The organism is Streptococcus plurextorum DSM 22810, from assembly GCF_000423745.1.
GTDB classification, from domain to species: domain Bacteria; phylum Bacillota; class Bacilli; order Lactobacillales; family Streptococcaceae; genus Streptococcus; species Streptococcus plurextorum.
Window position 1 is genome coordinate 60,956 of record NZ_AUIO01000004.1, and the last position, 24,416, is coordinate 85,371.

The window sequence follows — 24,416 nt, forward strand, 5'->3', positions numbered from 1 at the left end:
GTAAGGACGGAAAAGTTCTATTTGAATATTGGAAAAGGCTTAGAAAATGTTCTAAGCCTTTTGATATGAAGGGCCTACAGTTTGACAAAATGGGCAATAGCTTGGCTGACAAACTGGCTAACCCCTTGTCCAGCATGCTGATCAATGGTCTCCGTAAATCGGCTATCCGAGCTGTACATTTCCCCAAGACCTTCTAGTATTTGATTGTTACAAGGGTAAAAGTGTTGGCTGATATAGCTTTGCAAGTGTTTGACCTGTCGCTGAACCAAGCTGTCGTCAACTGTCAAGGTCATCAAGGGCTTGAATTGTGCAAAGATCGTCATCATGTCGCTATTGAGTTTAGCGACATCGGCTACGGCATTTCTAGCTTGAAAGTCTTGATAGGCTTCAGTATGCCCCCATCTTGACTTAGCTTCTTCTTGTAAGGCTTTTAGCTCTTCTTGATTGAATGTTGTGAAATCCATTTTATCGTCTCCTTTTATCAGTGCTTGCGTGAGCCCGATGATTTTGTCTAAATGGCGCCGTTTTAGTTGCAAAATTTGAAGTTGCTCTGCTAAAATATGTTGCTTCGTGACTTCATCCGCATCAAGCAAGTCTAAAATGTATTTGAGAGGCATGTCGAGTTCACGAAATAACAGTATGGTCTGCAGACGCAAGAGTGCCTGGTCGTCGTAGAGGCGGTAGCCTGATTGGGACAAGGCCGTCGGTTTTAGTAACCCTACCTTGTCGTAATGATGTAAAGTACGAATACTAACGCCAGCTAGCTGACTCACTTCTTTTACAGTTTTCATCACTCTTCTCCTCTCAAAGTTTATATTAAAGGCTGACGTAAGGTCAGAGTCAAGCCTTTTTTGGTATTTTTGATAAAAAAATAAGCCCAGAGGCTCATTTTCCGCCACGAGGGCTAATCCCAAGGGCGATACGCCCGTAACGTGAAATGCGGGTCATCTTCCATACAGGGGTATAGGTAATGTTGACCTTAACGGAGTTAATGCCGTCAATCTTGGTTAATTTGTCAGCAATTTCGGTGGGCATAGTATCTGCGCAACCACAGTTAGTGTCCGTAAAGGTCATTAGTAATTCTAGATGTCCGCTTTCGTCTAGGTTGATGTCATAAATCAGTCCCAAATTGTAGATATCCAGCTCAATTTCAGGGTCAAATATGGTTTCAAAGACTGTAATCAGCTGATCTGACAGGGAAGCGGCACGACTATTTAAGGTGATATCGTCTCTCATGAGTCTCCTTTGCTCTGGTATTTGTCAGTTACGGATTTAATTTGGGCTAGGTGGGCTTGTATTTCCTGATTAAAAACTCGGAACTGGTAGGTTAAGTCTTGATTGATAGTTTCCAGGTTAGCTTTTTGTTCTGTTAAGGTTGTCAAGCTATTCTTAATCGTTGAAAGGCTTGTTTGGCTTTCTTTGATGCGAGCGCTTGTCTCATTGAACTGACGTGTGATTTTGTCTTGATTTTTGTAGAGATAAGTCGCTCCCGCAGCCAGAAGTCCTGTGATGAGAAAGGGTTTAAGCTTCATCAGTAACCTCCTTGGCAATCTGCTCTGCCATTTTTCCCAAAACCGCAAAATCAGGTTCGTTGGTCGTGTAACGGATAGAAAGGCCGTCTTCTGAGCCGTATCGGGGAACGAGATGAATATGGGCGTGAAAAACCGTCTGACCAGCTATTTCTTCGCTGTTGTTAATGATGTTCATGGCTGGTGCTCCAGTAGCTTTTTGTAGGGCACGCGCAATTTTTGGCAGGCGAGCAAAAAGGCTAGAAGCAGTGCTTTCGGTCATGTCTAGGATATTTCTAACGTGGATCTTTGGGATGAGTAGGGTATGCCCTTTAGTCGTTTGAGAAATATCTAGAAAAGCTAGCACTTCCTCATCCTCATAAATCTTACAGGAAGGGATATCCCCAGAGATGATTTTACAAAAAATACAATCTGCCATTTTACTTACCTAACTTTCCATCATTTTTGGTATAATCATTATATCAAAAAAGTGAGAGAAAAGAATGCTAAAACTAGAAAATGTAACAGGCGGATATGTCAATCTGCCAGTCTTAAAAAAAGTGACCTTTGAGGTTGCTGATGGTGAATTGGTGGGCCTTATTGGCTTAAATGGTGCAGGGAAATCTACCACGATCAATGAGATTATAGGACTTTTGACGCCCTATGAGGGGAGAATTGCCATTGATGGCCTCACGTTATCTGATGATGCAGCAGCTTATCGTTCAAAGATTGGTTTTATTCCAGAGACGCCGAGCCTTTATGAAGAGCTGACCTTACGTGAACATATTGAAACAATTGCCATGGCCTACGATATTCCTGTGGAGACAGCTCTAGATAGGGCCAAGTCTTTACTAGATACTTTCCGCCTCTCTGATAAGTTAGATTGGTTTCCAACCCAGTTTTCAAAAGGAATGAAACAGAAGGTGATGATTATCTGTGCCTTTGTGGTCAACCCAAGTCTCTTGATTGTGGATGAGCCATTCTTAGGGCTTGATCCTTTAGCCATCAATGATTTAATCGGTCTTCTAGCAGCTGAAAAAGAAAAAGGGACATCGATTTTGATGTCAACACATGTCCTGGACTCGGCTGAGAAAATGTGTGATCGCTTTGTCATTCTTCACAAAGGAGAAGTCAGGGCACAAGGGACACTAGATGACCTTCGAGAGACTTTTGGGAATAGCAGTGCTTCTCTTAATGATATTTATCTAGCACTGACGAAAGAAGGTTAAGATGAATCGTCTTTTTATTAAACGCAGGCAACAGTTTCATAAGCAGTGCCTCAACTATTTAAAATATGTTCTCAATGACCATTTTGTCTTAGTATTGCTTTTTTTAGCTGGTTTTCTGCTCTATCAGTATAGTCAGCTGTTGCGACAGTTCCCAGATAATCCTTTTGGAGTCATCACAGCTTTACTCGCCTTGATTTTGGTTTCACTGTCATTTGGAAGTCCAGCAACTTATTTGGAATCTGCTGATCAGCTCTACCTCCTTCCCAAAGAAAAGGAACTAGTAAGCTGGATCAAACAAGCAGGTTTATATGCTTTTCTGATCTGGGGGGGACTTCAGATGCTTCTTCTGATTGGCCTTTATCCTATTTTTCTAGCCTTAGGTCGCTCCTTATGGGAGTTTATAGCCCTTGCTACGATATTATTGATTGTAAAATTCTTAGTCATGCAATTCAAAGTAGGAAAACTGCTATCAGGAAATCAGTTGAATTGGCAAATTGCCATTGAGGCAGAGCGCAGGCGACAGCAGACAATTTTGAAATTTTTTGCTCTGTTTACAAAGGTTAAGGGGATTTCTTCTAGTGTCAAACGCCGTTCTTATTTAGATGGTGTGACAAAATGGCTTGCAAAGACTCCTAAAAAAACTTGGCAAAATCTTTATTTGCGTGCTTTTTTAAGGTCGGGAGATTACCTAGCTTTGACCCTAAGATTAGCTTTCTTGGCGCTTCTTGCGGTCCTATTTATCAAAGAATATTGGCTAGGAGCTGGGATAGCGTTCTTCTTCAACTACCTATTGGCATTTCAACTCTTAGCACTGGCTAAGCATTACGATTACCAGTACCTGACACAGCTGTTTCCAAGCGGAAATGCTTTAAAAAAAGCCAATCTGCATAGTTTTCTTAGAGTTGTCCTGTATCTATTGACGCTAGTGGAAATGGCTGGTGCAGGAGATAGGTATAAAATCGCTCTGCTATTGCTCACCAGCGTCCTTCTGGTTGAGGGTTACCTAGCCTACAAAGTAAAGAAGATAATTGACTAGAGGCTTGAAAACAAGTAAAATAATAAGGAATGACAAGAGAAAAAGGAGGGTTAAGGTGACTACGACAGATAAAGACTTAACCTTAAAACCCTTAATGGGAAAAAGTGGCCAAGCTTTTATGGGTGTTTATCCAAATGGCGAACGCGTTTTTGTAAAATTAAACACAACACCGATTTTGGCAGCCTTAGCTAAGGAGCAAATTGCGCCGCAACTGTTGTGGGCTAAACGCACAGTAAATGGCGATATGATGAGTGCTCAAGAGTGGTTAGACGGTCGATTATTAAGCAAATCAGACATGAACAGCAAGCAGATTGCTCAAATTTTACAACAGTTACATCGCTCAAAAGCATTAGTCAATCAGCTCTTACAACTGAATTACAGTATTGAAAATCCTTTTGAACTTCTTCAAGACTGGGATAAAAATGCTCCTATGCAACTGCGGGAAAATACCTACTTGCAATCCATTGTTAGTGAACTGAAACGGACGCTTCCAGATTTTAATCCCGAGCTTGCAACTATTGTTCACGGGGATGTTCGTCATAGTAATTGGATTATCACGACGAGCGGTATGGTCTATCTGGTGGATTGGGATTCGGTTCGCTTGACAGATCGTATGTACGATGTGGCGCACATCTTAAGTCACTACATTCCGCATGCTCGTTGGGAAGAATGGCTGAGCTATTATGGTTATAAAAATAATGACCTTGTTAAGAAAAAGCTCTATTGGTACGGCCAGCTTTCTTATTTGTCACAGATTTTGAAGTTCTATGACGGTAGGGATATGGAGCATGTTAACCGTGAAATTTATGAGCTCCGCCAATTTAGACAATTATTTTAGAAAGATGACATGAGAGTTAGAAAACGAAAAGGTGCAGAAGAGCACTTAGCAAACCATCCCAACTTAGTTATCCTGACCCCAGAGGCTTCCAAAGGAAAGTGGCACGAGGTTTTTGGTAACAATAACCCTATTCATATTGAGGTGGGATCTGGTAAGGGAGGATTTATCACAGGGATGGCCTTGAAACATCCAGATATCAATTATATTGGTATTGATATTCAACTATCTGTGATTAGCTATGCCTTGGACAAAGTTCTAGAAAGTGGCGCAACAAATGTTAAGTTGCTTCGTGTCGACGGGTCTAGTCTCACTAACTATTTTGAAGATGGTGAAGTTGATTTGATGTATCTAAATTTCTCTGATCCTTGGCCAAAGACTAAGCATGAGAAGCGCCGCTTGACCTATAAAACATTTCTAGAGACCTATAAACAAATCTTACCGGAAAATGGAGAGATTCATTTTAAAACAGATAACCGAGGACTTTTTGAGTACAGTCTAGCCAGCTTTTCGCAGTATGGTATGATTCTCAAGCAAGTTTGGCTAGATCTTCATGCTGATGATAGCTTTGAGGGGAATGTCATGACGGAATATGAAAAGAAATTTTCTGATAAAGGTCAAGTTATTTATCGGGTGGAAGCTAGATTTTAAAACTAAAATATGATATACTTGATGAGTTGAAAACTCATCGAATGGAGAGGTCGCATAGTGGCCGAGTGCGCACGCTTGGAAAGCGTGTAGTCCTTAACGGGGCTCGGGGGTTCGAATCCCCTCCTCTCCTTAACTAACTAACAAAACCTCAGCATTGCTGAGGTTTTGTTAGTTATGACATGATATAAACTAATAGGATAGTGCTCATGCCTCCACAGATAAATCAACCACGATTATTCATAAGCAAAAAACTACTAGCAGTGACTAGTTTCAATAAGATTTTTTGAGAAAGAAAAAAGCGCTGAAGAATCAGCCTTTTTACTTATCATACCCCCTACAGGGATCGAACCTGTGACCCACGGATTAAGAGTCCGCTGCTCTGCCAGCTGAGCTAAGGAGGCAAAAAAGCTGCATTGGCACCGGTGATTCACGTTTTGTATTGAACCCGCGCAATAAAAGCAGGTGGGCAACTCGCTTCGCCTTAGTTGTTTCCGCGTGTAACGGCCTACATACTGGAGAAAGACTTTTGTTTCCCGGTAAATACAAAAAATAGTCGGTCAACACATAGATGTGAATTCGTATGCCACAGCAAGATTTCTGTATCTTAATGATACCATTTTTTATCAAAAATTCAAGGGATTTTACAAAATTTTGTAACCGCTTATCAAAGATTGAAGTCAGTACTTATTTTCTCCAAGCATTGCTTAAGAAATCCTTTATTAAGAGTATATCGGGAGAGGTTTTTATCAATGGAAAAGTTGAGAAGGCCAGCGTTAATGAGTTTTTGGATGTGGAAAGAGACATTAGCAGGAGTGGTATCAAGTTGAGCTGCGATCTCTTTGTTTTTCAAAGTGGTGCTGGAAACAATGCTTAAAATCTCATAACGAATAGGGTCACTCAACGCCTTGATGGCGATATCTAGAGTGTCTTTTTGAAGTGCCTGACGCCCTTTGACAAAATGTTCAGCTCTAGCGTAAGTTTGAATATAGACCGGTTGGTCAGGGGCGTCTTCATCATTCATAAAGATGTTGGACAGGTGAAGTGGTGAAGTCACAAAGACGCGCGCTTTAGTTTTCTTGGTCTTTTCTAGGAAACCCACGCCATCAAAGGGAGAATCTCTGTACAGCTCTAGGATATCCAGACCCTCAATCATCTGATCAACCTCAGGTTCATACTTGGCATAGAAAGGCTGATAGATAGGGACGATTTTCTTGTAAAGTGCCACCATATTAGCAAGGGTTTCCTTGAGATGATGGTAGGACCAAAAGACCCGCCACTTTTGATTTTCTGAAATGCTATCTTCTTCCAAAAAATTGCGGAGCTCTTCTTCGGTTGAAATGGTTTCGCCGTCTGGCGAGATGACATCAAGAAAAATGTTGCGTAGCTTGTCCTCTGATGTCTCTAACAGGAGAGGGTAGAGTTCTTGTATGGTCTTGGGATCTTTTCCCTCCTTTAGGATGTTGCGGTAGAGCGCTAACATCAGATTATCAATATCGCGAGTTAGGACATACCGGGAAATACCATCTTTATAGGGCTCCAAGAGTTTTTTCAAGGTTTCCAGATCTGCATAAATATCACTGATAAGCTCGCGTTCTTCCCGTGTCAGATCCACCTGACTATAATCGGCTAACAGAAGGGTTGGAATGCAGAGGTATTCGATGATTTGGCTTTGGTGTTTGCTGATTAAGAATTCCATAGAGACACTTTCTTTTTGATAAGATCACTCATAGTATAACCCAAAAGTGCCAAGCTGAGCAAGAAAAGAAGCAGACTTATCCAAGTTACCGAAAGAATTGGCATGAGAGTTGATAGAAAAAGGCGCGTAGCAACAATACCTAAGCTAAACCATGTCACAATACCTGCAGTGACGGTAGCAATCTTATCTTCTGAAATAGAGTTGTAAATCACTGTTTGCAACTTTGGATTGACAGCTCCTGAAATGATGCCCATAGGGAAGAGAAAGATAAGGACAATCCAAATGTTTTGGCAATAAAAGCCAAAAAGACAACCAGTCATCAGAAATGTAGCTAGTTTCATGGCGTTAAAGGTTGAGAGAGGCTTCAAGAGATTCATAGAGAGAATGCCACCTAGTAGAGCACCGATAATATTGCTCGTATTGAAGATAGCAAGGGAAGTGGCAGGACTAATGATGATAAAATCCTTATTGTCACTCATGACAAGGGTCAAAATGGTTGTTAAAATAGCTCCGAGTCCGTTCAAAAGTGGCACAATGATGAGACAGTCCCTAAGTTCAGATATACCTTTCATCTCACTAAAGGCTAAGGTGAGATTTAGCCATATGTCCTTGAAAAGAGACTTCGTCGATTGGTTGTTAGTTTCCTCAAGTGGCTTCTGAATAAATAGTTGTCTGATTCTCGGCTTGATCAGCGAGAAGACAGTGAAAGATAGTCCAAAAGTTGCGGCATTGACAAAGGCCAATTGGGAAAAAGTCATGACCGTGATGAGAAGAGCACCTGCTGACTGAAACAGAAGGCTAGAGACAAGCCCCATACTCTGGCTAAAGCCTGTAAACTCAGCTCGGTCTTCTTTGGAAATGATACGCAGACTAATGGGGATGTAAAGGCCATTTTCGTATTGTCCCGCCAAATCCGAAAAAAAGTTAAAGACAGCCGCTATGATGACAATCCAAAGTGCGGGCTTAAACGTCATAATGAGTCCTAAGATACCATAGATGGCCATGCGCAGGAGCATGGTCATTTGAATAGTGCTTAGTTTGTTTGGTGTCCGATCTGCCCAGTAGCCAGTCAGTAAGCGACTAAAGGTGGGAAGGGTCTCAGATATGGTGATGATGGACAAAGCGAAGCTAGGATTGGGAAGAAGGAGAACATAGTTCATCAGTGCTATGTAGTAAAGGACATCACCGAAATTGGATAAGAGATCAGATGTGATAATCGCTAGATAGGTTTTATTGGCAAAAATCTTTTTCATAAAACACCTCAAGTAAATATTGTATAAAAAATAAAGTAATTACTTAATGAAAGGATATCACGTTAATTCTGAAAAGTCAACACTTGTTTTTTTGTAAAGTAAAAACTTTATCCTGAAATAGATTGACAGATCTTTTTAATTCTTATATGATAAGAGTAAAAATAAGGAGATTTTTAATATGAAAAAGAAATTATTGCTTTTGGTAACAGCTTTATCAGCACTCTTTGTAATGGTTGCTTGCAGTGGCAGTTCAAGTGATGGTACCTACTCACATACTGAGAGCGGTATGACGATGACTGTGACACTTAAAGGGGAAAAGGTTACGGGAACGCTATCCACTTCTCAACTTGGACTTGAGATGGAAATCCCAGTTACTGGAACACTTTCGCCTAAGGACAAAACCATCTCTATTGCTTATGATGATTCAAAAGCATCTGAACTAATCAAAGCAGCGATCGAAACAATCGGCGGTGCGGATGCCTTGTCTATTGAAGGGACGTATAGTATCAACAAAGCTAAAAATTTAGAAATAACGGTTAACGGCTCAACAGTTGAGCTTGAACGCCAAAAATAAATCAAAAAGGGGAGTAGGTCTCCCCTTTTTCTTATTTTTTGGTGTATAATGAGAGAAAATAGCTTAAAAAGGAGCACTTATGGACTGGAAAAGCTTATTTCCCAATGCTAGATTAAGCAGAAGCTTTGCGACAGAAACGGACATGATAACTGTTCCCTATAAGAAGTCATGGCTTCAGATTGCTAAAGCGGATTTGACAGAGAGAGAGTTAGCCTTCTTGCAACTGTTGCTAGAAGAAGAAGCTTGGCAGGAGAAGAAGTCTCCCTGGGCAAGTTTTTTACTGGGGGATAGTCAAGTACAACCCGAGCAATACCTGACCTACCAATTTCTTCATATCCAACATTCTCAAGACTTATCGCAAGATTTATTACAGCTTCTAGGGGACTTATTGATGGGACAAGTTGCCCTGATTCAAACAGAAAGAAATCGTACAGCTCTCTTGTTAGTAGAGGATCAAGGGGGAGATTTTTTGATTCTCTTGCGTGAATTACTGGCTACAATTGAGAGTGATTTTGGCCTGTCTTTAGAAGTGTTCTTGGGAAATAGTTGGTCTCAGTTAGATAGTGAGAGCTTGCCATCGATCTTTCAGGCTGAAATGGCCCTTTTTACAGACTTTATAGTAGGTCATTCTTCGGAAAAAGTTCAGAGCTTTTCGAAAATCATGCTCTGGGCTTTAAGCAACAACCGAGGAGGCGGTATTTTCAAGGAAAAACTCAAGTCCTATCTATCACAGCAATCTGAAATGGTAGATGTGATTCATGCTCTGTGGGAGAGTCACGGTAATCAGGTGCAGGCTTCCCAAATGCTATACCTTCACCGCAATAGCCTGCAATATAAAATGGACAAATTTCAGCGTTTATCTGGACTTAATCTGAAAAAACTAGATGATTTAGCCCTTTGTTATTGGCTTTTATTGGAAGATTAAGCCTACTATCCAAGTCAATGGTTGTCTTTCAGATTGTAGTAAAAGTTCTTTTAGCTACTTGCCTTAAGTGGTACGAACGACAGGGGTATCCTTTGAAAGTCTATACCTTATTTTGAGCTCAAGGTCTCAAAAATGACGAGCGGGGAAACGATAAGTGTTGCCATCACTTTTACCAATGCAGGAAGCATCTGATATTACGTGCTTTTTCTGACAAAATCGGGAACCAGTCCTTAAGCTAGCAGAACTAGTTAGTTTGTTTTAGTTGAAACTAAACTTTATCTACACGCTATGCCCAAGTCAATCTTGGGTTTTGTGCATGTTGCCCAAAAATCTGTTTAGGCTGACCATAGACAAAATAAAAGCGCTTTTGGTATGATTAGAGTATCAAAATAAGAGATAAGGAAATGCACTTATGACAACACTAAAACTGAATAACATTTATAAAAAGTATCCAAAAAGCACTCATTATTCTGTTGAAAATTTCAACCTAGATATCAAAGATAAAGAATTTATCGTTTTCGTAGGACCTTCAGGATGTGGTAAATCAACAACTCTTCGCATGATTGCGGGACTTGAGGATATTACAGAAGGTGAATTTTACATTGATGATAAACTCATGAACGATGAAGCGCCAAAAGACCGTGACATCGCTATGGTTTTCCAGAACTATGCCCTTTACCCACATATGACGGTGTATGACAACATGGCATTTGGTCTGAAATTGCGTAAATACTCAAAAGAGGAAATTGACAAGCGCGTTAAAGAAGCAGCTGAAATCCTTGGTTTGACAGAGTTCTTGACTCGTAAACCAGCAGACCTTTCAGGAGGACAGCGCCAGCGTGTTGCCATGGGACGTGCTATTGTCCGTGACGCAAAAGTTTTCCTCATGGATGAGCCTTTGTCAAACTTGGATGCAAAATTACGCGTGTCCATGCGTGCAGAAATTGCTAAAATTCACCGTCGTATTGGTGCGACAACGATTTACGTTACCCACGACCAAACAGAAGCGATGACATTGGCTGACCGTATCGTTATCATGTCGTCAACTAAAAACCCAGAAGGGTCTGGAACTATTGGACGTGTGGAACAAATCGGTACCCCTCAAGAGCTTTACAATGAACCAGCAAACAAATTTGTTGCAGGATTCATCGGAAGCCCAGCTATGAACTTCTTCACTGTAAAAGTAGAAGATGGCAAACTCATCAGCAAAGACGGTCTGTCATTGAAATTGCCAGAAGGTCAAGTGAAAATGCTTGAAACTGCAGGATACAAAGGAAAAGAACTGATCTTTGGTATTCGTCCAGAAGATATTTCAGGCAATCCAATCGTGCATGACACGTATCCAGATGCGACTGTTAAAGCTGAAGTTATGGTATCAGAGCTTTTAGGTAGCGAAACCATGCTCTATGTTAAAGTAGGTGAAAGCGAGTTTGCTTCTCGTGTTGATGCCCGCGATTTCCATAATCCAGGTGAGCAAGTTGAGTTGACATTTAACGTTGCTAAAGGTCACTTCTTTGACTTAGAGACAGAAAAACGCATTAAATAAGATACTCCTAAATCAAGCCCGCATTTGCGGGTTTTTATGCTTTCTTAATTTTAGACAGAAAGCTTTTTTTTGTGCTATAATAAAAGTTATGACTACAAGAGAATTTCACCACGTGACAGTCTTGCTTCAAGAGACCGTTGATTTACTTGATATTAAGCCAGATGGTATTTATGTTGATGCTACTTTGGGTGGGGCAGGGCATTCGTCCTATTTGTTATCCCAACTTAGCGATAAGGGGCATTTGTATTGCTTTGATCAAGATCAAAAGGCTATTGATAATGCTAAAATAAAACTCAAGGATTATATGGATAGAGGCATGGTGACTTTTATCAAGGATAATTTCAGGCATTTAAAAAGTCGTTTGAATCAGCAAGGGGTGTTTGAAATTGACGGTATCTTGTATGATTTAGGTGTCTCTAGTCCACAATTGGATGAGCGTGAGCGTGGCTTTTCTTATAAAAAAGAAGCACCGCTTGATATGCGGATGAATCAAGATTATCCATTGACAGCCTATGATGTCGTCAATGGCTATGATTACCATGAATTGGTTCAAATTTTCTTCAAATATGGTGAGGATAAATTTTCTAAGCAAGTAGCGCGAAAAATCGAACAAGCTCGGGCGATAAAACCGATTGAAACGACGACAGAACTTTCGGAGCTTATAAAATCAGCCAAACCTGCTAAAGAGCTTAAGAAAAAAGGACATCCAGCCAAGCAACTTTTCCAAGCAATCCGTATTGAAGTTAATGATGAGCTTGGAGCAGCAGATGAGTCTATTCAGCAAGCTATGGACATGCTCAGGGTTGGTGGGCGCATTTCGGTAATCACCTTCCACTCTTTGGAGGATCGTTTGACCAAACAACTCTTTAAAGCTGCGTCAACAGTAGAGGTGCCAAAGGGTCTGCCTTTTATCCCAGAAGAGTTAAAACCCAAGTTTGAATTGGTTTCTCGAAAGCCTATTTTACCTAGCCAAGAAGAACTTGATGCTAATAACCGTGCGCATTCAGCTAAGCTGCGTGTCGCTAGAAAAATACATCACTAAAAGAGGTTAATTATGTCAGCAGATAAACAGCAAGAGGCTCTTACTCAAATGGTTCAACGGCGCTTTCGTCAATTTACGCGCCTAGAAAAAGTTTTTTATGCCACAATTATTATCTCTGCTATTACTATGGCCATTAGCCTGATTTATTTACAAAGTAAAAACTTACAATTGCAACAAGTTATTTCAGAACTTAATGGAAGTTTAAATACACAACAGACAGAATACAATAATGCCAAGCAGGAAGTTAACGAACTTCTTCAGAGAGAGAGGGTTATTAAGATTGCTGAAGAGGCAGCATTGGAGCCCCGAACGGATAGCATCCAGAAAGTTGAATAATCATGAAAAAACTAAGCCAGTTATTTTTGGACTATGCTGTGAAAGATCGGAAGAGTCCTAACCTCAATAGAAAGCGTGTCGGACAGAATCTGATGATTGTGTCCATTTTTACCTTCTTTATTTTTTTGATTAACTTTGCCATTATTATTGGGACAGATAGCAAAAATGGTCAAAAATTATCTGAAAAAGCCTCTCAGGTTTACCAATTACAGGTAAAGGCTCAGGCAAAGCGAGGCACGATCTATGACCGACATGGTAATATCATTGCTGAAGACTCGACAACTTATTCTGTTTATGCGGTTATCAATAAGGATTATGTTGATGTTAAGGGGAATAAGCTCTATGTGCAGTCGTCTCAATTTGATGAATTAGCCACCATTTTTGAAGAGCATTTAGGCATGGAGAAGGACTATGTTGTCAGCCTATTGGAACAAGACGGTCTTTCTCAAACGTCGTTTGGTGTCAAGGGAAATAATCTCTCTTACAGCACGATGTTGACAGTTTCAAAGGCTGTTGAAGAAGCGGGGATTAAAGGTGTCGGTTTTGAAACGAACCCTGGGCGTATGTATCCAAATGGAACCTTTGCTTCTCAATTCATTGGCTTAGCCCAATTGGTCGAGGAAAAGGATGGCACAAAATCTTTTGAAGGAACGATGGGTCTAGAAGCCTCTTTAAATAGCCTTTTGTCAGGGACTGATGGCATTGTTAGTTATCAAAAAGATAAGAATGGTAACGTATTGCTAGGGGCAGCTACCCCAGTGAAACCCTCTGTTGAAGGCAAGGATGTTTACACGACCTTATCACAACCCCTACAAGTCACCTTAGAGACTCAGATGGACCTTTTGGCTGAAAAAGCCACTGCTAAATATATTAGTGCGACTCTGGTCAATGCTAAGACTGGGGAGATTTTAGCGACTAGTCAAAGACCGACCTTTAACGCTAGTACCCTAGAAGGTCTAAATAGTGACCAACTTGGGACTTGGAGCACATTGCTTTATCAGGGGCAATTTGAGCCAGGTTCAACCATGAAAGTCTTTACTTTGGCATCTGCTATCGACAATGGGACGTTTAATCCGAATCAGACTTATTATAGTGATAAGTATCAGATAGCCGATGCGACCATTAAAGACTGGGATGTCAACCAAGGATTGACTGATGGGAATTACCTGACGATGGCTCAAGGTTTTGCTCACTCTAGTAACGTTGGGATGTTGCACCTGCAACAAGCAATGGGAGACGAGCTCTGGCTTGATTACTTGTCGAAATTCCGTTTTGGTACTCGTACTCGATTTGGCATGTTAGAAGAAGGTGTGGGCTCACTTCCCGAAGATAACCTTGTAAGTATTGCCATGTCAGCTTTTGGCCATGCTATCAACGTTACTCAAATTCAAATGCTACGAGCTTTTTCAGCCATTTCAAATGACGGTGTTATGTTAGAACCACATATCATCAGTCAAATTTACGATCCCAATACAGATACTAGCCGTGTGATTTCACCAGAAATCGTGGGAAAACCCGTATCAGAGAAAGCCGCGAGAGAGACAAGGCAGTATATGGTAACGGTCGCAACAGACCCTGTTTGGGGAACGCTCTATGCTTCTTCTGTCGGTGGCCCTATTATTCAGGTTAACAATGAGAGTGTTGCCGTAAAATCAGGAAGCGCTGAAATCGCTGATGAAAAAAATGGCGGATACTTGGAAAAAAGTACGGACGTGATTAACTCAGTCATTGCCATGGTTCCTTCTAATGAGCCTGAATTTATGATGTATGTTACCGTACAGCAGGGTGAGACTTTCAATGGTATTTATTGGAAAGATATTTTCAATCCTGTCTTAGAGCAGGCGATGCTGATGAAAGAGGAACTCACTAGCCAGGTCGTACCAGTGAGCTCAAAGGTATCCACTTATAAACTTCCGACCGTCATTGGAAAACCGTCCGGAACCACAGCAGACACCTTACGCCGTAATCTGGTACATCCGATTCTCGTTGGAAATGGTGAAACCATTCTTCAAAGCTCTGTTAAAGAAGGCAGCAAATTGACTGAGAATGCTCAAGTGTTACTGCTCACAGACAATCTTAAAACCTTACCAGACATGTATGGATGGACTAAGGAAAATATGGATACCTTTGCGGAATGGCAAGGCATTACGGTAACTTACAAAGGTTCTGGAAAGGTCGTTGTTAAGCAGAGCGTTGATGCAGGAAGCGATATTTCCAAACTTAAGGAAATGACAATTACTTTAGGAGACTAAGATGTTATTAATTTTGATGGCAGGCCTAGTGGCTTTCCTATTGACGGCTATTGCCATGCCACATTTTATCCGATTTTTTCAAATCAAAAAAATTGGTGGACAACAGATGCACGAAGATGTTAAGCAACACATTGAAAAAGCGGGAACTCCGACTATGGGGGGGACAGTTTTTCTAATAGTAGCCTGTTTAGTGACCACGATCTTTTTTGTCATCGTTAATGCCAATGGTAGCTTGAAAACTCCTTGGACTGCAGTTGTCGGTATTTTATTTGTTCTCGCAATTTACGGCACGATTGGCTTTCTTGATGACTTCTTGAAAATTTTCAGGAAAGTCAACGAAGGTCTGACTTCTATCCAGAAATTGCTGGCGCAGATTGTAGGTGGTTTGATATTTTACCTTGTTCATGTGCAGTCGACTGGTCAAGACAGTCTCAATGTTTTTGGGCATCAGATTCATCTCGGTATTTTCTATATCGCTTTTGTCCTCTTTTGGCTAGTCGGTTTTTCCAATGCTGTTAACCTGACTGATGGTATTGATGGCTTGGCTTCAATTTCAGTAGTGATTAGCCTAACGTCCTATGCCGTTATTGCCTTTAAGCAAGGACAGTTTGATATTTTACTGACAATCGTCACCATGATTGGGGCACTGCTAGGTTTCTTTCTTTTCAATAGAAAGCCTGCCAAGATTTTCATGGGAGATGTTGGTTCATTGGCCTTAGGCGCATTGCTTGCAGCGCTTTCTATTGCACTCCATCAGGAGTGGACCTTACTACTGATAGGACTGGTCTATGTCCTTGAAACCTCATCAGTCATGCTTCAGGTGTCCTATTTTAAATACACCAAGAGAAAATTTGGTGAAGGTCGTCGGATTTTCCGTATGACGCCATTTCACCATCATCTAGAACTTGGAGGGCTTTCAGGGAAAGCAGAGCGCTGGAGTGAGTGGAAGGTTGATGCCTTTTTGTGGACTGTAGGAGCAGTTGCTAGTCTTCTCACCCTTGCCATTCTCTATCTATAAAGCAATCAGCGGATTTCCGCTGATTTTTGTGCTATAATAGATAAGATTAAGAATAGAAACGAAGTAACTAACATGTCATTTAAAGATTTTAATTTTAAAACCTACATTCAGGAAGCGCTTGATGAGATTAAGTTTGTCCAGCCGACGGATGTTCAGCAAAAGTTGATACCTGTTGTGCGTTCAGGTCGTGATTTGGTCGGAGAGTCAAAGACTGGTTCGGGTAAGACGCATACCTTTCTCTTGCCGATTTTTGAGAAATTAGACGAGACAGGCAAGGACGTGCAAGTCGTTATCACAGCACCTTCGAGGGAATTGGCAACGCAGATTTACCAAGCGACTAAGCAGATTGCTGATAAGTCTGAGACGGAAATTCGTGTGGCCAATTACGTGGGTGGAACAGATAAGCTTCGCCAAATTGAAAAGCTAAAAGTAGCGCAGCCTCACATTGTTATCGGAACACCAGGACGTGTCTATGATTTGGTGAAATCAGGGGATCTTGCCATTCACAAGGCGCATACGTTTGTGGTGGATGAGGCAGATATGACGATGGACATGGGCTTTTTGGAGACGGTGGATAAGATTGCTAGTTCCCTTCCAAAAGACGTGCAAATCTTAGTCTTTTCAGCAACCATTCCACAGAAGTTGCAACCTTTCCTTAAAAAATACCTGACAAATCCTGTCATGGAGAAAATCAAGACGTCAACAGTGATAGCTGATACCATCGATAACTGGTTGATTTCTACCAAGGGTCGCGATAAGAATGCTCAGATTCTGGAGTTGGCAAAGTGTTTAAGACCTTATCTGGCTATGATTTTTGTCAATACCAAGGAACGTGCGGATGACTTGCATGCTTACCTGGTGGCTAATGGGCTTAAGGTAGCCAAAATTCATGGCGGTATCCCGCCACGTGAGCGTAAGCGTATCATGAGTCAGGTGAAACATCTGGACTACGAGTATATTGTCGCCACAGATTTAGCGGCGCGTGGGATTGACATTGAAGGGGTCAGTCACGTGATCAATGATGCCATCCCTCAAGACTTGTCCTTCTTTGTGCACCGTGTGGGACGTACGGGTCGCAACGGTCTCCCGGGTACAGCTATTACCCTCTATCAGCCAAGTGATGACTCGGACATCAGAGAGCTTGAGAAGTTGGGCGTGGCCTTTGTACCGAAAATAGTCAAGGATGGGGAGATTCAAGATACCTACGACCGTGACCGCCGTGCCAATCGCGAAAAGTCTTATAAGAAATTAGACACTGAGATGATTGGTCTAGTCAAAAAGAAAAAGAAAAAAGTCAAGCCTGGCTACAAGAAGAAAATCCAGTGGGCGGTTGACGAAAAACGTAAGAAAGAACGTCGTGCAGAGGCGCGTGCCAAAGGCCGTGCTGATCGTAAGGCCAAGCGACAAAGCTTCTAAGGTGAGCAGAGGCTGGGACAGGGTTCCTGGCCTCTACGTTTTTGCCTAATCTGTTGGTACAAGAGCTGATGAGGGTTTAATTCCAGTTGCAATCAGCTGTTTGGCAGTTGAACGGTATGATTGATGGTTTTTTAGACGACAAGTTTCTGCGCTAATTTTATGCTATAGTTTTAGCTTATTAGAGAGATAGGTAAGACCTATCATGATGACGTAGCAAGTATTTTACACCTGACTAGCTAGCGTGTTACAATAAAAAGTAGTGAATGAGAGAATGAGGAGACAGCAGTGGCTTCAATAACAAAAATGTGGCAGCAGTACAGGAAATGGATATTAGTGGCACTTGCACTGATGGCCATTTTGCTTTTTTATCGTTTATGGTATCAGGATTTTGCAGTTTGGATTGCGGATGAGTATGGGAAATGGGTTCAACAGATTCCTACAGGCAAGCGGTTTTCACCACGAGCAATTTTTGATGCGGTACCTGACATTTTAGGGAAATTACCAACAACGGTTGGTCTAACTCTAGTAGGCGCTTTTTTTGGCCTCGTATTAGGGCTTGTTTTTGCTATTGTGAAAATCAAGCGTGTGCCGGTTCTTTATCAAATACAATCGGTAGCGGTTAGTTTTTTACGAGGGACACCAATCTTGGTGCAACTATTGCTTAGCTACTATGGGATTCCGATGTTGTTGCGTGAAATCAATGCGGTTTATGGCTTAGAGCTCAATGTAGACAATGTGCCAGCTGCGGTATTTGTCATCACAGCTTTTGCCTTTAATGAAGCGGCCTATGCTAGTGAAACGATTCGTGCAGCCATCCAATCAGTTAACGCTGGTGAAATTGAAGCGGCTCGTAGTCTTGGGATGACAGAAATACAGGTCTATCGCCGAGTGATTATTCCAAATGCTGCTGTCATTGCAACGCCTACCTTGATTAATTCTTTGATTGGATTAACCAAGGGAACTTCCCTAGCTTATAACGCTGGTATTACTGAAATTTTCAATCAGGCTAAGATTAGTTCAGGAAATGATTACCGCTATTTTGAGCGCTATGTGGCGGTGTCTCTGATTTACTGGTCTCTTAGTATTTTGATTGAGCGCTTTGGTCGCCGTGTGGAAAATAATCTTGCTATCAAAACGCCAGAACTTCAGTCGCTACCAGTGGGAGGTGATCGATAATGATTACAATTTCAAATCTGAGTAAAGAATTTTCAGGACAGAAGGTCCTAGATAACCTTAATCTTTCGATTAAAAAAGGTGAAGTGATTGCACTTGTAGGAGCATCTGGTGCGGGGAAATCAACTTTTTTACGTTCCTTGAATTATCTTGAAGAGGCTGATTCAGGGCGCTTAGCCATTGATGACTTTTCCGTTGATTTTACAGACATCAAAAAAGAAGAAGTGCTGATTCTGCGTCGCAAATTGGCGATGGTTTTTCAACAGTTCAATCTTTTTGAGCGTCGCACTGCTCTTGATAATGTCAAGGAAGGCTTGAAAATTGTCAAAAAAATGTCTGATGCAGAAGCGACAGCGATTGCCAAGGAAGAGTTGGCAAAAGTGGGGCTATCAGATCGTGAAAATCACTACCCAAGACACTTATCGGGAGGGCAAAAGCAACGGGTGGCCATTGCTCGTGCACTTGCCATGAAGCCTGATGTGCTTCTGCTTGATGAGCCGACTTCAGCTCTTGATCCAGAGCTGGTGGGAGAGGTCGAAAAAGCTATTGAAGCTGCTGCCGAGGCAGGACAAACAATGATTTTAGTGAGTCATGATATGGGCTTTGTCTATGAAGTGGCAGATCGGGTTCTCTTTTTGGAAAAGGGCAAGATCTTGGAAGAAGGAACACCTTCTCAGATTTTCCATGATCCAAAAGAAGAACGGACAAAAGAGTTCTTTGCTAATTACAAAAAGACGGTCATTTGATATAATAGACTTATCTTTAAAAGGAACGCTAGTTCCTTTTTCAATCTTTTTGAAAGGATCGTTTGCCCTAAAGGTAGACGAATGAGACTTGGGATGTGACATCATCAGACTCACCAAGCTCTATAGCTTAGTTATGCTTGCAACTATTTACCGTTTCTATTTAACAGGTTTGACAGTTTCTGCCTTGGTCACTTTCGTTGGCTTATTTGTCTGGCTCATTTTTCGGGCTAGTCGTCGACTTGATAAAACTAGGGAAGAGCGCCAAACGAGACTCTATGAGGCTCTCCTCATTTTCTTGATTACCACTCCCTTGCTTTCTTTTGCTGTTATAGCTATTCTTTTAATGCTTGAGGCTTAGGAAAATAGCGGAGCTTTTATAAAAAATAGAAGGAATGATTATGTACGATACAATTGTTATTGGAGCAGGTCCAGCTGGTATGACTGCTGCGCTTTATGCAGCACGTAGTAACCTCAAAGTGGCAACGCTAGAGCAAGGTGCTCCAGGTGGACAGATGAATAATACCTCGGATATTGAAAATTACCCAGGCTTTGAGCTGATTTCTGGACCAGAATTATCCATGAAAATGTTTGAGCCGCTTGAAAAATTGGGTGTAGAAAACCTGTACGGCATTGTGACTGGGATAGAAGATAAAGGCGATTATAAGATTGTCAAAACAGACGACGAAGAATACCAAACCAAGACAGTTATCATTGCCACAGGTGCTAAGCACCGCCATATTGGAGTGCCTGGAGAGTTTGAATACAATAGTCGCGGTGTTTCCTATTGTGCGGTTTGTGATGGTGCGTTTTTCCGTGGTCAAGAGTTGTTGGTTGTTGGCGGAGGGGATTCGGCGGTTGAAGAGGCTCTCTTTTTAACCCGATTTGCTTCTAGCGTGACCATTGTGCACCGCAGGGATGAGTTGCGTGCTCAAAAAGTTCTCCAAGACCGTGCTTTTAAAAATGAAAAAATTTCCTTTATTTGGGATTCTGTGGTGAAAGAAATCAAGGGTGATGATCTTAAGGTGCGTCGTGTTGATATTGAAAATGTCAAGACAGGTCAAGTGACCACTCATGACTTTGGAGGTGTCTTTATCTATGTTGGCCTTGATCCGGTTTCAGATTTTGTCAAAGATTTAGGGATTACGGATGAGGATGGCTGGATTCCAACAGATCATCACATGAGAACAGCTGTTGATGGTATATTTGCCATTGGTGATGTCCGTCAAAAAGACTTACGCCAGATTACAACAGCTGTCGGAGATGGCGCTATGGCAGGACAACAGGCTTACCAGTATATTGTAGAACATGACTAAGTAAGGGAAGTTAATAGCAGAGGTGTCGTTTCAGATAAGGGAAGTCACCTCAAACAAAAATCCATGAATGAGATGTCATGGATTTTTATTATTCAATCAGAATAACGGGATTTATGTTATAATAGTCACAAGAAAAATTGGGAGAGATAGCATGTATCAAGACGACAGTTTAACCTTACATACCGATTTGTATCAAATTAACATGATGCAGGTGTATTTTAATCAAGGCATTCATAATAAGCATGCCGTTTTTGAGGTGTATTTTCGTAAGTTGCCTTTTGAAAACGGCTTTGCTGTTTTTGCAGGTTTGGAACGGATTGTTCGCTACTTGGAAAATCTACGCTTTACGGAGAATGACTTGGCTTATCTGCGCCAGGAAGGCTACCCAGAAGACTTTTTGAACTATTTGAAAGATTTCAAGTTAACCTTATCTGTGCGCTCAGCTCGTGAAGGGGACTTGGTGTTTGCCAATGAGCCAATCGTACAAATCGAAGGACCACTGGCCCAATGCCAACTGGTTGAGACAGCCATTCTCAATATCGTTAACTTTCAGACCCTGATTGCTACCAAGGCTGCTCGCATCAAGTCTGTTATTGAGGATGAGCCTTTGTTGGAGTTTGGCACGCGCCGCGCTCAAGAAATGGATGCTGCCATCTGGGGAACCCGTGCGGCCGTTATCGGAGGCGCAGATGCGACTTCTAACGTTCGTGCAGGCAAAATTTTCGACATTCCCGTTTCTGGTACTCATGCCCATGCTTTGGTGCAGACCTATGGCAATGACTACGAAGCGTTTAAAGCCTATGCCAGCACTCACAAGGATTGTGTTTTCCTAGTTGACACCTACGACACCTTAAAAATAGGCGTTCCTGCAGCCATTCGTGTGGCAAAAGAATTTGGAGACCAGATTAACTTTAAAGGGGTTCGATTGGACTCAGGAGATATGGCTTATCTCTCCAAGCAAGTGCGTAAACAACTGGATGAAGCAGGCTTTACAGAGGCTAAAATCTATGCGTCAAATGACTTAGATGAAAATACCATTCTTAACCTTAAAATGCAAAAAGCTAAGATTGATGTTTGGGGAGTTGGAACCAAACTCATCACAGCCTATGACCAGCCCGCGCTGGGAGCTGTCTATAAAATCGTCTCCATAGAAGACGATAAAGGGCAGATGATTGATACAATCAAGCTCTCAAATAACGCAGAGAAAGTTTCTACCCCGGGTAAAAAGCAGGTTTGGCGGATTACCAGTCGTGAAAAAGGCAAGTCAGAAGGAGACTACATTACCTTTGATGGGGCAGATGTCAATGGTATGGATGAGATTTTCATGTTTCATCCAACCTATACTTACATCAATAAGACGGTGAAAAATTTTGATGCAGTGCCACTCTTAATCGATGTTTTTAAAGATGGCCGTTTGGTTTACAAACTCCCAACACTCCCTGAAATCAAAGCCTATGCCAAGTTTGTGCTTGATGCCCTTTGGGATGAGTATAAGCGCGTGCTCAATCCACAAGAATACCCTGTTGATTTGGCGCAAGAGGTTTGGGACAATAAGATGGAACTGATTGATAAGATGCGTCAAAAAGCTAAAAATGGAGAATTATCATGAGCCTACAAGCTAACATTATCAAGGAATTAGGGGTCAAACCAAGCATTGATCCGCAAGAAGAAATCCGCTTATCGATTGACTTTCTTAAGCAATACATGATAAAGCACCCTTTTCTTAAGACCTACGTTCTAGGTATTTCAGGCGGTCAGGACTCGACGCTAGCTGGGCGTTTGGCACAGCTAGCAATGGCAGAGCTCCGTCAGGAAACAGGAGATGAGAGCTATCAATTTATCGCAGTTCGCTTACCTTATGGCACTCAGGCAGACGAAGCTGACGCTCAAAAGGCACTTGCTTTCATCCAACCAGATATCAGCCTCACGGTCAATATCAAAGAAGCAGTTGATGGGCAGGTGGCTGCATTAGCTAAAGCAGGCCTAGAGATTTCAGATTTTAATAAGGGAAATATCAAGTCCCGTCAACGCATGATTAGCCAGTATGCCATAGCAGGGCACTATAGCGGAGCTGTTATTGGCACAGATCACGCTGCAGAAAACATCACCGGATTCTTTACTAAGTTTGGGGATGGCGGAGCAGATATTCTCCCTCTTTTCCGCCTTAACAAGCGTCAAGGGCGTCAACTCTTAGCAGAGCTTGGTGCTGACAAAGCCCTCTATGAGAAAGTTCCAATCGCAGATTTGGAAGAAGACCGCCCTGGTCTAGCAGATGAGGTGGCTTTAGGCGTGACTTATCAAGCGATTGATGACTATTTGGAAGGCAAGCCTGTTTCAGATGAGGATAAGGCGACTATTGAAGCTTGGTGGCACAAGACAGAGCACAAGCGCCACTTACCAATCACTATTTTTGATGAGTTTTGGAAATAAAGGATGGAGGAAGCTACTTTGTCACAAGCCCTGCCCCTTATCACACTTGATAGGCTTGATATTTTTGAACATTTAGACCGTGAAGTTGCTGTTTTAGTTGACGACCAAGGCAAACCGTGGGGAAATCACATTGTGGTGTGTTTATCTCCTAAGAGCCTAGCTCAACAAATACAGATTCATCAGCGACCTGCCAAGACTTTTCCCCTTGCTAGAGTGATTGATTTTCTTCTCAAAGAGAAGCGAGAAATCTTACAGCTTTACGGCTTTGCCCTTGGAGATTATGCCCTTGAGAGAGAGGAACTTTGTAAAATAGCAGGGCCTATTGAAACTTTTTGTCTCTTGTTAACCTGTATTAAAGAACAGTTAAGTCCAGAGGAAACCTTTGAGCGGATGAAACAGGCGACGGTTTATTATCTAGGTTCACCGATATTGAGTCCTCAAACAGCTAGTTTTGACTTTGAAGTACAAGAGATAGATGGGAAGGCTTATATTACCCTATTTTTATCCGAACAAAGTGCAAGGCGTTATGCCTTTCATCAAAAACAAGTTGTTCCGGTGCAGCTGGCTAGTTTTAGAAGTTTTGTCCAAGAAAAATATGGTTTAGTGCTAGAACCTCGCCGTCCGTACTGTTTACGATTTTAATTGAGGAGGAATATGGTGTGAAACGATTATTGGCTTATCTTTTGTGTGCGAGTCTACTGTTAGTGGCTTGCGGAAAATCTCAAAATACTGATAACACCTCTCAATCAATAAGGAGTCAGGTAACCAGCAGTAGCAGTGAAGCAAAAAATACAACCGCTCAAATATCCAGTGAGCGGTCTGAGAATACGACAGAGGTAGACCATACTGTCGCAACATCGACAACTGCCACTTACAATGGCCTATACTACAGTGTTCAAGGCAAATATGGTGATGTGATTATCGTGAATAAAAAACACCCTGTAGCCATGAATTACGCTCCAGGAGAAGATCTAACGGCACTGGAAGCTTTTCAGGTACTGGTGTCAGATATGCAAACGCAAGGTTTTTCAGTCAGCAATTCTTATAGCGGTTTTAGGTCTTATGAGACACAAGCAGGCCTTTACAACAATTATGTTGCTAGGGATGGTCAAGCTGAGGCGGATCGCTATTCTGCGCGTCCAGGTTATAGCGAACATCAAACTGGTCTAGCTTTTGATTTATTGGATGGCAATGGGCAATTACTGACAGAGACCACTGCCACTGCTTGGCTAGCTCAAAATGCCCATTACTATGGGTTTATTGTGCGCTATCTTCCAGGCAAAGAGTCTAGTACAGGCTATATGGCAGAGAGTTGGCATATTCGTTATATTGGTCTGGAGGCGACAGACATTTACCAATCTGGCTTAACCTTAGAGGAATACTTTGGTTTACCAGGTGGAGGTTACTGAGTTCTAGCCTTAACCAGTTGTTATTAAC

Annotated in this window: 26 protein-coding genes, 2 tRNA genes and 1 other RNA gene; 21 read left to right on the plus strand and 8 right to left on the minus strand. The window is 41.8% G+C overall.

The window, feature by feature from the left end:
- Nucleotides 1-74: 74 nt before the first annotated feature.
- The 4 genes from G575_RS0104360 to G575_RS0104375 form a co-directional block, all read right to left on the minus strand.
- Nucleotides 75-791, minus strand: a complete 717-nt coding sequence (locus G575_RS0104360; RefSeq protein WP_027971631.1) for a MerR family transcriptional regulator — start codon at nucleotides 789-791, stop codon at nucleotides 75-77.
- A gap of 94 nt (nucleotides 792-885) precedes the next feature.
- Nucleotides 886-1,236: a metal-sulfur cluster assembly factor gene (locus G575_RS0104365; RefSeq protein WP_027971632.1), complete on the minus strand. Its 351-nt coding sequence runs from the start codon at nucleotides 1,234-1,236 to the stop codon at nucleotides 886-888.
- Nucleotides 1,233-1,532, minus strand: coding sequence for a hypothetical protein (locus G575_RS0104370; RefSeq protein ID WP_027971633.1), 300 nt, complete (start codon nucleotides 1,530-1,532; stop codon nucleotides 1,233-1,235). Before G575_RS0104370 ends, G575_RS0104365 begins: the two co-directional genes overlap by 4 nt.
- Nucleotides 1,522-1,947 carry an HIT family protein gene (locus tag G575_RS0104375; RefSeq protein ID WP_027971634.1) on the minus strand — a complete coding sequence of 142 codons (426 nt, stop codon included), beginning with the start codon at nucleotides 1,945-1,947 and terminating at the stop codon, nucleotides 1,522-1,524. The genes G575_RS0104370 and G575_RS0104375 overlap by 11 nt, the downstream gene beginning before the upstream one ends.
- A 64-nt stretch (nucleotides 1,948-2,011) precedes the next feature.
- On the opposite strand from G575_RS0104375, the gene G575_RS0104380 reads away from it, so the two are divergent.
- The 5 genes from G575_RS0104380 (at nucleotide 2,012) to G575_RS0104400 (ending at nucleotide 5,389) form a co-directional block, all read left to right on the plus strand.
- Entirely contained in the window at nucleotides 2,012-2,737 is a 726-nt protein-coding gene (locus tag G575_RS0104380) for an ABC transporter ATP-binding protein (protein ID WP_027971635.1), read from the plus strand.
- 1 nt (nucleotide 2,738) lies between these two features.
- Nucleotides 2,739-3,773 (plus strand): ABC transporter permease, encoded by a 1,035-nt coding sequence (locus G575_RS0104385; protein ID WP_027971636.1) that lies wholly within the window; start codon nucleotides 2,739-2,741, stop codon nucleotides 3,771-3,773.
- A 55-nt stretch (nucleotides 3,774-3,828) separates the two neighbouring features.
- The gene (ccrZ, locus tag G575_RS0104390; RefSeq protein ID WP_027971637.1) at nucleotides 3,829-4,611 is read left to right on the plus strand and encodes a cell cycle regulator CcrZ; all 783 of its coding nucleotides are present in this window, start codon (nucleotides 3,829-3,831) and stop codon (nucleotides 4,609-4,611) included.
- 9 nt (nucleotides 4,612-4,620) lie between these two features.
- Entirely contained in the window at nucleotides 4,621-5,259 is a 639-nt protein-coding gene (gene trmB / locus G575_RS0104395) for a tRNA (guanosine(46)-N7)-methyltransferase TrmB (protein ID WP_027971638.1), read from the plus strand.
- A gap of 43 nt (nucleotides 5,260-5,302) precedes the next feature.
- A tRNA-Ser gene (locus tag G575_RS0104400) sits at nucleotides 5,303-5,389 on the plus strand.
- Nucleotides 5,390-5,587: 198 nt separating this feature from the next.
- Here G575_RS0104400 and G575_RS0104405 read toward each other — a convergent pair.
- From G575_RS0104405 to G575_RS0104415, 4 genes are all read right to left on the minus strand, one after another.
- Nucleotides 5,588-5,660, minus strand: a tRNA-Lys gene (locus tag G575_RS0104405).
- Nucleotides 5,661-5,854, minus strand: a non-coding RNA gene (gene ssrS / locus G575_RS11905) — 6S RNA.
- Between the two features lie 69 nt (nucleotides 5,855-5,923).
- The gene (locus G575_RS0104410) at nucleotides 5,924-6,955 is read right to left on the minus strand and encodes a winged helix-turn-helix domain-containing protein (protein WP_027971639.1); all 1,032 of its coding nucleotides are present in this window, start codon (nucleotides 6,953-6,955) and stop codon (nucleotides 5,924-5,926) included.
- Nucleotides 6,943-8,208: an MFS transporter gene (locus G575_RS0104415; protein WP_027971640.1), complete on the minus strand. Its 1,266-nt coding sequence runs from the start codon at nucleotides 8,206-8,208 to the stop codon at nucleotides 6,943-6,945. Before G575_RS0104415 ends, G575_RS0104410 begins: the two co-directional genes overlap by 13 nt.
- A 178-nt stretch (nucleotides 8,209-8,386) precedes the next feature.
- Between G575_RS0104415 and G575_RS0104420 the strand changes: the two genes are divergently transcribed.
- From G575_RS0104420 to ldcB, 16 genes are all read left to right on the plus strand, one after another.
- The gene (locus G575_RS0104420) at nucleotides 8,387-8,782 is read left to right on the plus strand and encodes a hypothetical protein (RefSeq protein WP_027971641.1); all 396 of its coding nucleotides are present in this window, start codon (nucleotides 8,387-8,389) and stop codon (nucleotides 8,780-8,782) included.
- 79 nt (nucleotides 8,783-8,861) lie between these two features.
- The gene (locus G575_RS0104425) at nucleotides 8,862-9,707 is read left to right on the plus strand and encodes a helix-turn-helix domain-containing protein (protein ID WP_027971642.1); all 846 of its coding nucleotides are present in this window, start codon (nucleotides 8,862-8,864) and stop codon (nucleotides 9,705-9,707) included.
- A 412-nt stretch (nucleotides 9,708-10,119) separates the two neighbouring features.
- A complete protein-coding gene (locus G575_RS0104430) occupies nucleotides 10,120-11,253 on the plus strand; it encodes an ABC transporter ATP-binding protein (protein WP_027971643.1) in 1,134 nt (377 codons plus the stop codon).
- 88 nt (nucleotides 11,254-11,341) lie between these two features.
- Nucleotides 11,342-12,295 (plus strand): 16S rRNA (cytosine(1402)-N(4))-methyltransferase RsmH, encoded by a 954-nt coding sequence (rsmH, locus tag G575_RS0104435; RefSeq protein WP_027971644.1) that lies wholly within the window; start codon nucleotides 11,342-11,344, stop codon nucleotides 12,293-12,295.
- 12 nt (nucleotides 12,296-12,307) lie between these two features.
- Entirely contained in the window at nucleotides 12,308-12,631 is a 324-nt protein-coding gene (gene ftsL / locus G575_RS0104440) for a cell division protein FtsL (RefSeq protein ID WP_027971645.1), read from the plus strand.
- Nucleotides 12,632-12,633: 2 nt separating this feature from the next.
- A complete protein-coding gene (gene pbp2x, locus G575_RS0104445) occupies nucleotides 12,634-14,883 on the plus strand; it encodes a penicillin-binding protein PBP2X (RefSeq protein WP_027971646.1) in 2,250 nt (749 codons plus the stop codon).
- A 1-nt stretch (nucleotide 14,884) separates the two neighbouring features.
- The gene (mraY, locus tag G575_RS0104450; protein WP_027971647.1) at nucleotides 14,885-15,901 is read left to right on the plus strand and encodes a phospho-N-acetylmuramoyl-pentapeptide-transferase; all 1,017 of its coding nucleotides are present in this window, start codon (nucleotides 14,885-14,887) and stop codon (nucleotides 15,899-15,901) included.
- A gap of 72 nt (nucleotides 15,902-15,973) precedes the next feature.
- A complete protein-coding gene (locus tag G575_RS0104455; protein WP_027971648.1) occupies nucleotides 15,974-17,317 on the plus strand; it encodes a DEAD/DEAH box helicase in 1,344 nt (447 codons plus the stop codon).
- Nucleotides 17,318-17,602: 285 nt separating this feature from the next.
- On the plus strand, nucleotides 17,603-18,493 hold the full coding sequence (locus tag G575_RS0104460; protein ID WP_425423300.1) for an amino acid ABC transporter permease: 891 nt from the start codon (nucleotides 17,603-17,605) through the stop codon (nucleotides 18,491-18,493).
- Nucleotides 18,493-19,236, plus strand: coding sequence for an amino acid ABC transporter ATP-binding protein (locus G575_RS0104465; RefSeq protein WP_027971650.1), 744 nt, complete (start codon nucleotides 18,493-18,495; stop codon nucleotides 19,234-19,236). The genes G575_RS0104460 and G575_RS0104465 overlap by 1 nt, the downstream gene beginning before the upstream one ends.
- A 133-nt stretch (nucleotides 19,237-19,369) precedes the next feature.
- A complete protein-coding gene (locus G575_RS0104470) occupies nucleotides 19,370-19,594 on the plus strand; it encodes a DUF4059 family protein (RefSeq protein ID WP_027971651.1) in 225 nt (74 codons plus the stop codon).
- Between the two features lie 40 nt (nucleotides 19,595-19,634).
- Nucleotides 19,635-20,549, plus strand: coding sequence for a thioredoxin-disulfide reductase (gene trxB, locus G575_RS0104475; RefSeq protein ID WP_027971652.1), 915 nt, complete (start codon nucleotides 19,635-19,637; stop codon nucleotides 20,547-20,549).
- Nucleotides 20,550-20,700: 151 nt separating this feature from the next.
- On the plus strand, nucleotides 20,701-22,158 hold the full coding sequence (locus G575_RS0104480; RefSeq protein WP_027971653.1) for a nicotinate phosphoribosyltransferase: 1,458 nt from the start codon (nucleotides 20,701-20,703) through the stop codon (nucleotides 22,156-22,158).
- Nucleotides 22,155-22,979, plus strand: coding sequence for an ammonia-dependent NAD(+) synthetase (nadE, locus tag G575_RS0104485; RefSeq protein ID WP_027971654.1), 825 nt, complete (start codon nucleotides 22,155-22,157; stop codon nucleotides 22,977-22,979). Before G575_RS0104480 ends, nadE begins: the two co-directional genes overlap by 4 nt.
- A 3-nt stretch (nucleotides 22,980-22,982) precedes the next feature.
- Nucleotides 22,983-23,621, plus strand: a complete 639-nt coding sequence (locus G575_RS0104490; RefSeq protein ID WP_027971655.1) for a hypothetical protein — start codon at nucleotides 22,983-22,985, stop codon at nucleotides 23,619-23,621.
- 17 nt (nucleotides 23,622-23,638) lie between these two features.
- Entirely contained in the window at nucleotides 23,639-24,388 is a 750-nt protein-coding gene (gene ldcB, locus G575_RS0104495; RefSeq protein WP_027971656.1) for an LD-carboxypeptidase LdcB/DacB, read from the plus strand.
- Nucleotides 24,389-24,416: the final 28 nt, after the last annotated feature.

Coding starts and splice junctions, on each gene's coding strand:
- G575_RS0104480 (WP_027971653.1), top strand. CDS start 20,701: ATGTATCAAGACGACAGTTTAACCTTACATACCGATTTGTATCAAATT.
- G575_RS0104430 (WP_027971643.1), top strand. CDS start 10,120: ATGACAACACTAAAACTGAATAACATTTATAAAAAGTATCCAAAAAGC.
- pbp2x (WP_027971646.1), top strand. CDS start 12,634: ATGAAAAAACTAAGCCAGTTATTTTTGGACTATGCTGTGAAAGATCGG.
- G575_RS0104455 (WP_027971648.1), top strand. CDS start 15,974: ATGTCATTTAAAGATTTTAATTTTAAAACCTACATTCAGGAAGCGCTT.
- G575_RS0104410 (WP_027971639.1), bottom strand. CDS start 6,955: ATGGAATTCTTAATCAGCAAACACCAAAGCCAAATCATCGAATACCTC.
- trmB (WP_027971638.1), top strand. CDS start 4,621: ATGAGAGTTAGAAAACGAAAAGGTGCAGAAGAGCACTTAGCAAACCAT.
- G575_RS0104385 (WP_027971636.1), top strand. CDS start 2,739: ATGAATCGTCTTTTTATTAAACGCAGGCAACAGTTTCATAAGCAGTGC.
- mraY (WP_027971647.1), top strand. CDS start 14,885: ATGTTATTAATTTTGATGGCAGGCCTAGTGGCTTTCCTATTGACGGCT.
- G575_RS0104360 (WP_027971631.1), bottom strand. CDS start 791: ATGAAAACTGTAAAAGAAGTGAGTCAGCTAGCTGGCGTTAGTATTCGT.
- G575_RS0104490 (WP_027971655.1), top strand. CDS start 22,983: ATGGAGGAAGCTACTTTGTCACAAGCCCTGCCCCTTATCACACTTGAT.
- G575_RS0104370 (WP_027971633.1), bottom strand. CDS start 1,532: ATGAAGCTTAAACCCTTTCTCATCACAGGACTTCTGGCTGCGGGAGCG.
- nadE (WP_027971654.1), top strand. CDS start 22,155: ATGAGCCTACAAGCTAACATTATCAAGGAATTAGGGGTCAAACCAAGC.
- G575_RS0104420 (WP_027971641.1), top strand. CDS start 8,387: ATGAAAAAGAAATTATTGCTTTTGGTAACAGCTTTATCAGCACTCTTT.
- ftsL (WP_027971645.1), top strand. CDS start 12,308: ATGTCAGCAGATAAACAGCAAGAGGCTCTTACTCAAATGGTTCAACGG.
- G575_RS0104465 (WP_027971650.1), top strand. CDS start 18,493: ATGATTACAATTTCAAATCTGAGTAAAGAATTTTCAGGACAGAAGGTC.
- G575_RS0104375 (WP_027971634.1), bottom strand. CDS start 1,947: ATGGCAGATTGTATTTTTTGTAAAATCATCTCTGGGGATATCCCTTCC.
- trxB (WP_027971652.1), top strand. CDS start 19,635: ATGTACGATACAATTGTTATTGGAGCAGGTCCAGCTGGTATGACTGCT.
- G575_RS0104425 (WP_027971642.1), top strand. CDS start 8,862: ATGGACTGGAAAAGCTTATTTCCCAATGCTAGATTAAGCAGAAGCTTT.
- G575_RS0104470 (WP_027971651.1), top strand. CDS start 19,370: ATGCTTGCAACTATTTACCGTTTCTATTTAACAGGTTTGACAGTTTCT.
- G575_RS0104380 (WP_027971635.1), top strand. CDS start 2,012: ATGCTAAAACTAGAAAATGTAACAGGCGGATATGTCAATCTGCCAGTC.
- rsmH (WP_027971644.1), top strand. CDS start 11,342: ATGACTACAAGAGAATTTCACCACGTGACAGTCTTGCTTCAAGAGACC.
- G575_RS0104415 (WP_027971640.1), bottom strand. CDS start 8,208: ATGAAAAAGATTTTTGCCAATAAAACCTATCTAGCGATTATCACATCT.
- G575_RS0104365 (WP_027971632.1), bottom strand. CDS start 1,236: ATGAGAGACGATATCACCTTAAATAGTCGTGCCGCTTCCCTGTCAGAT.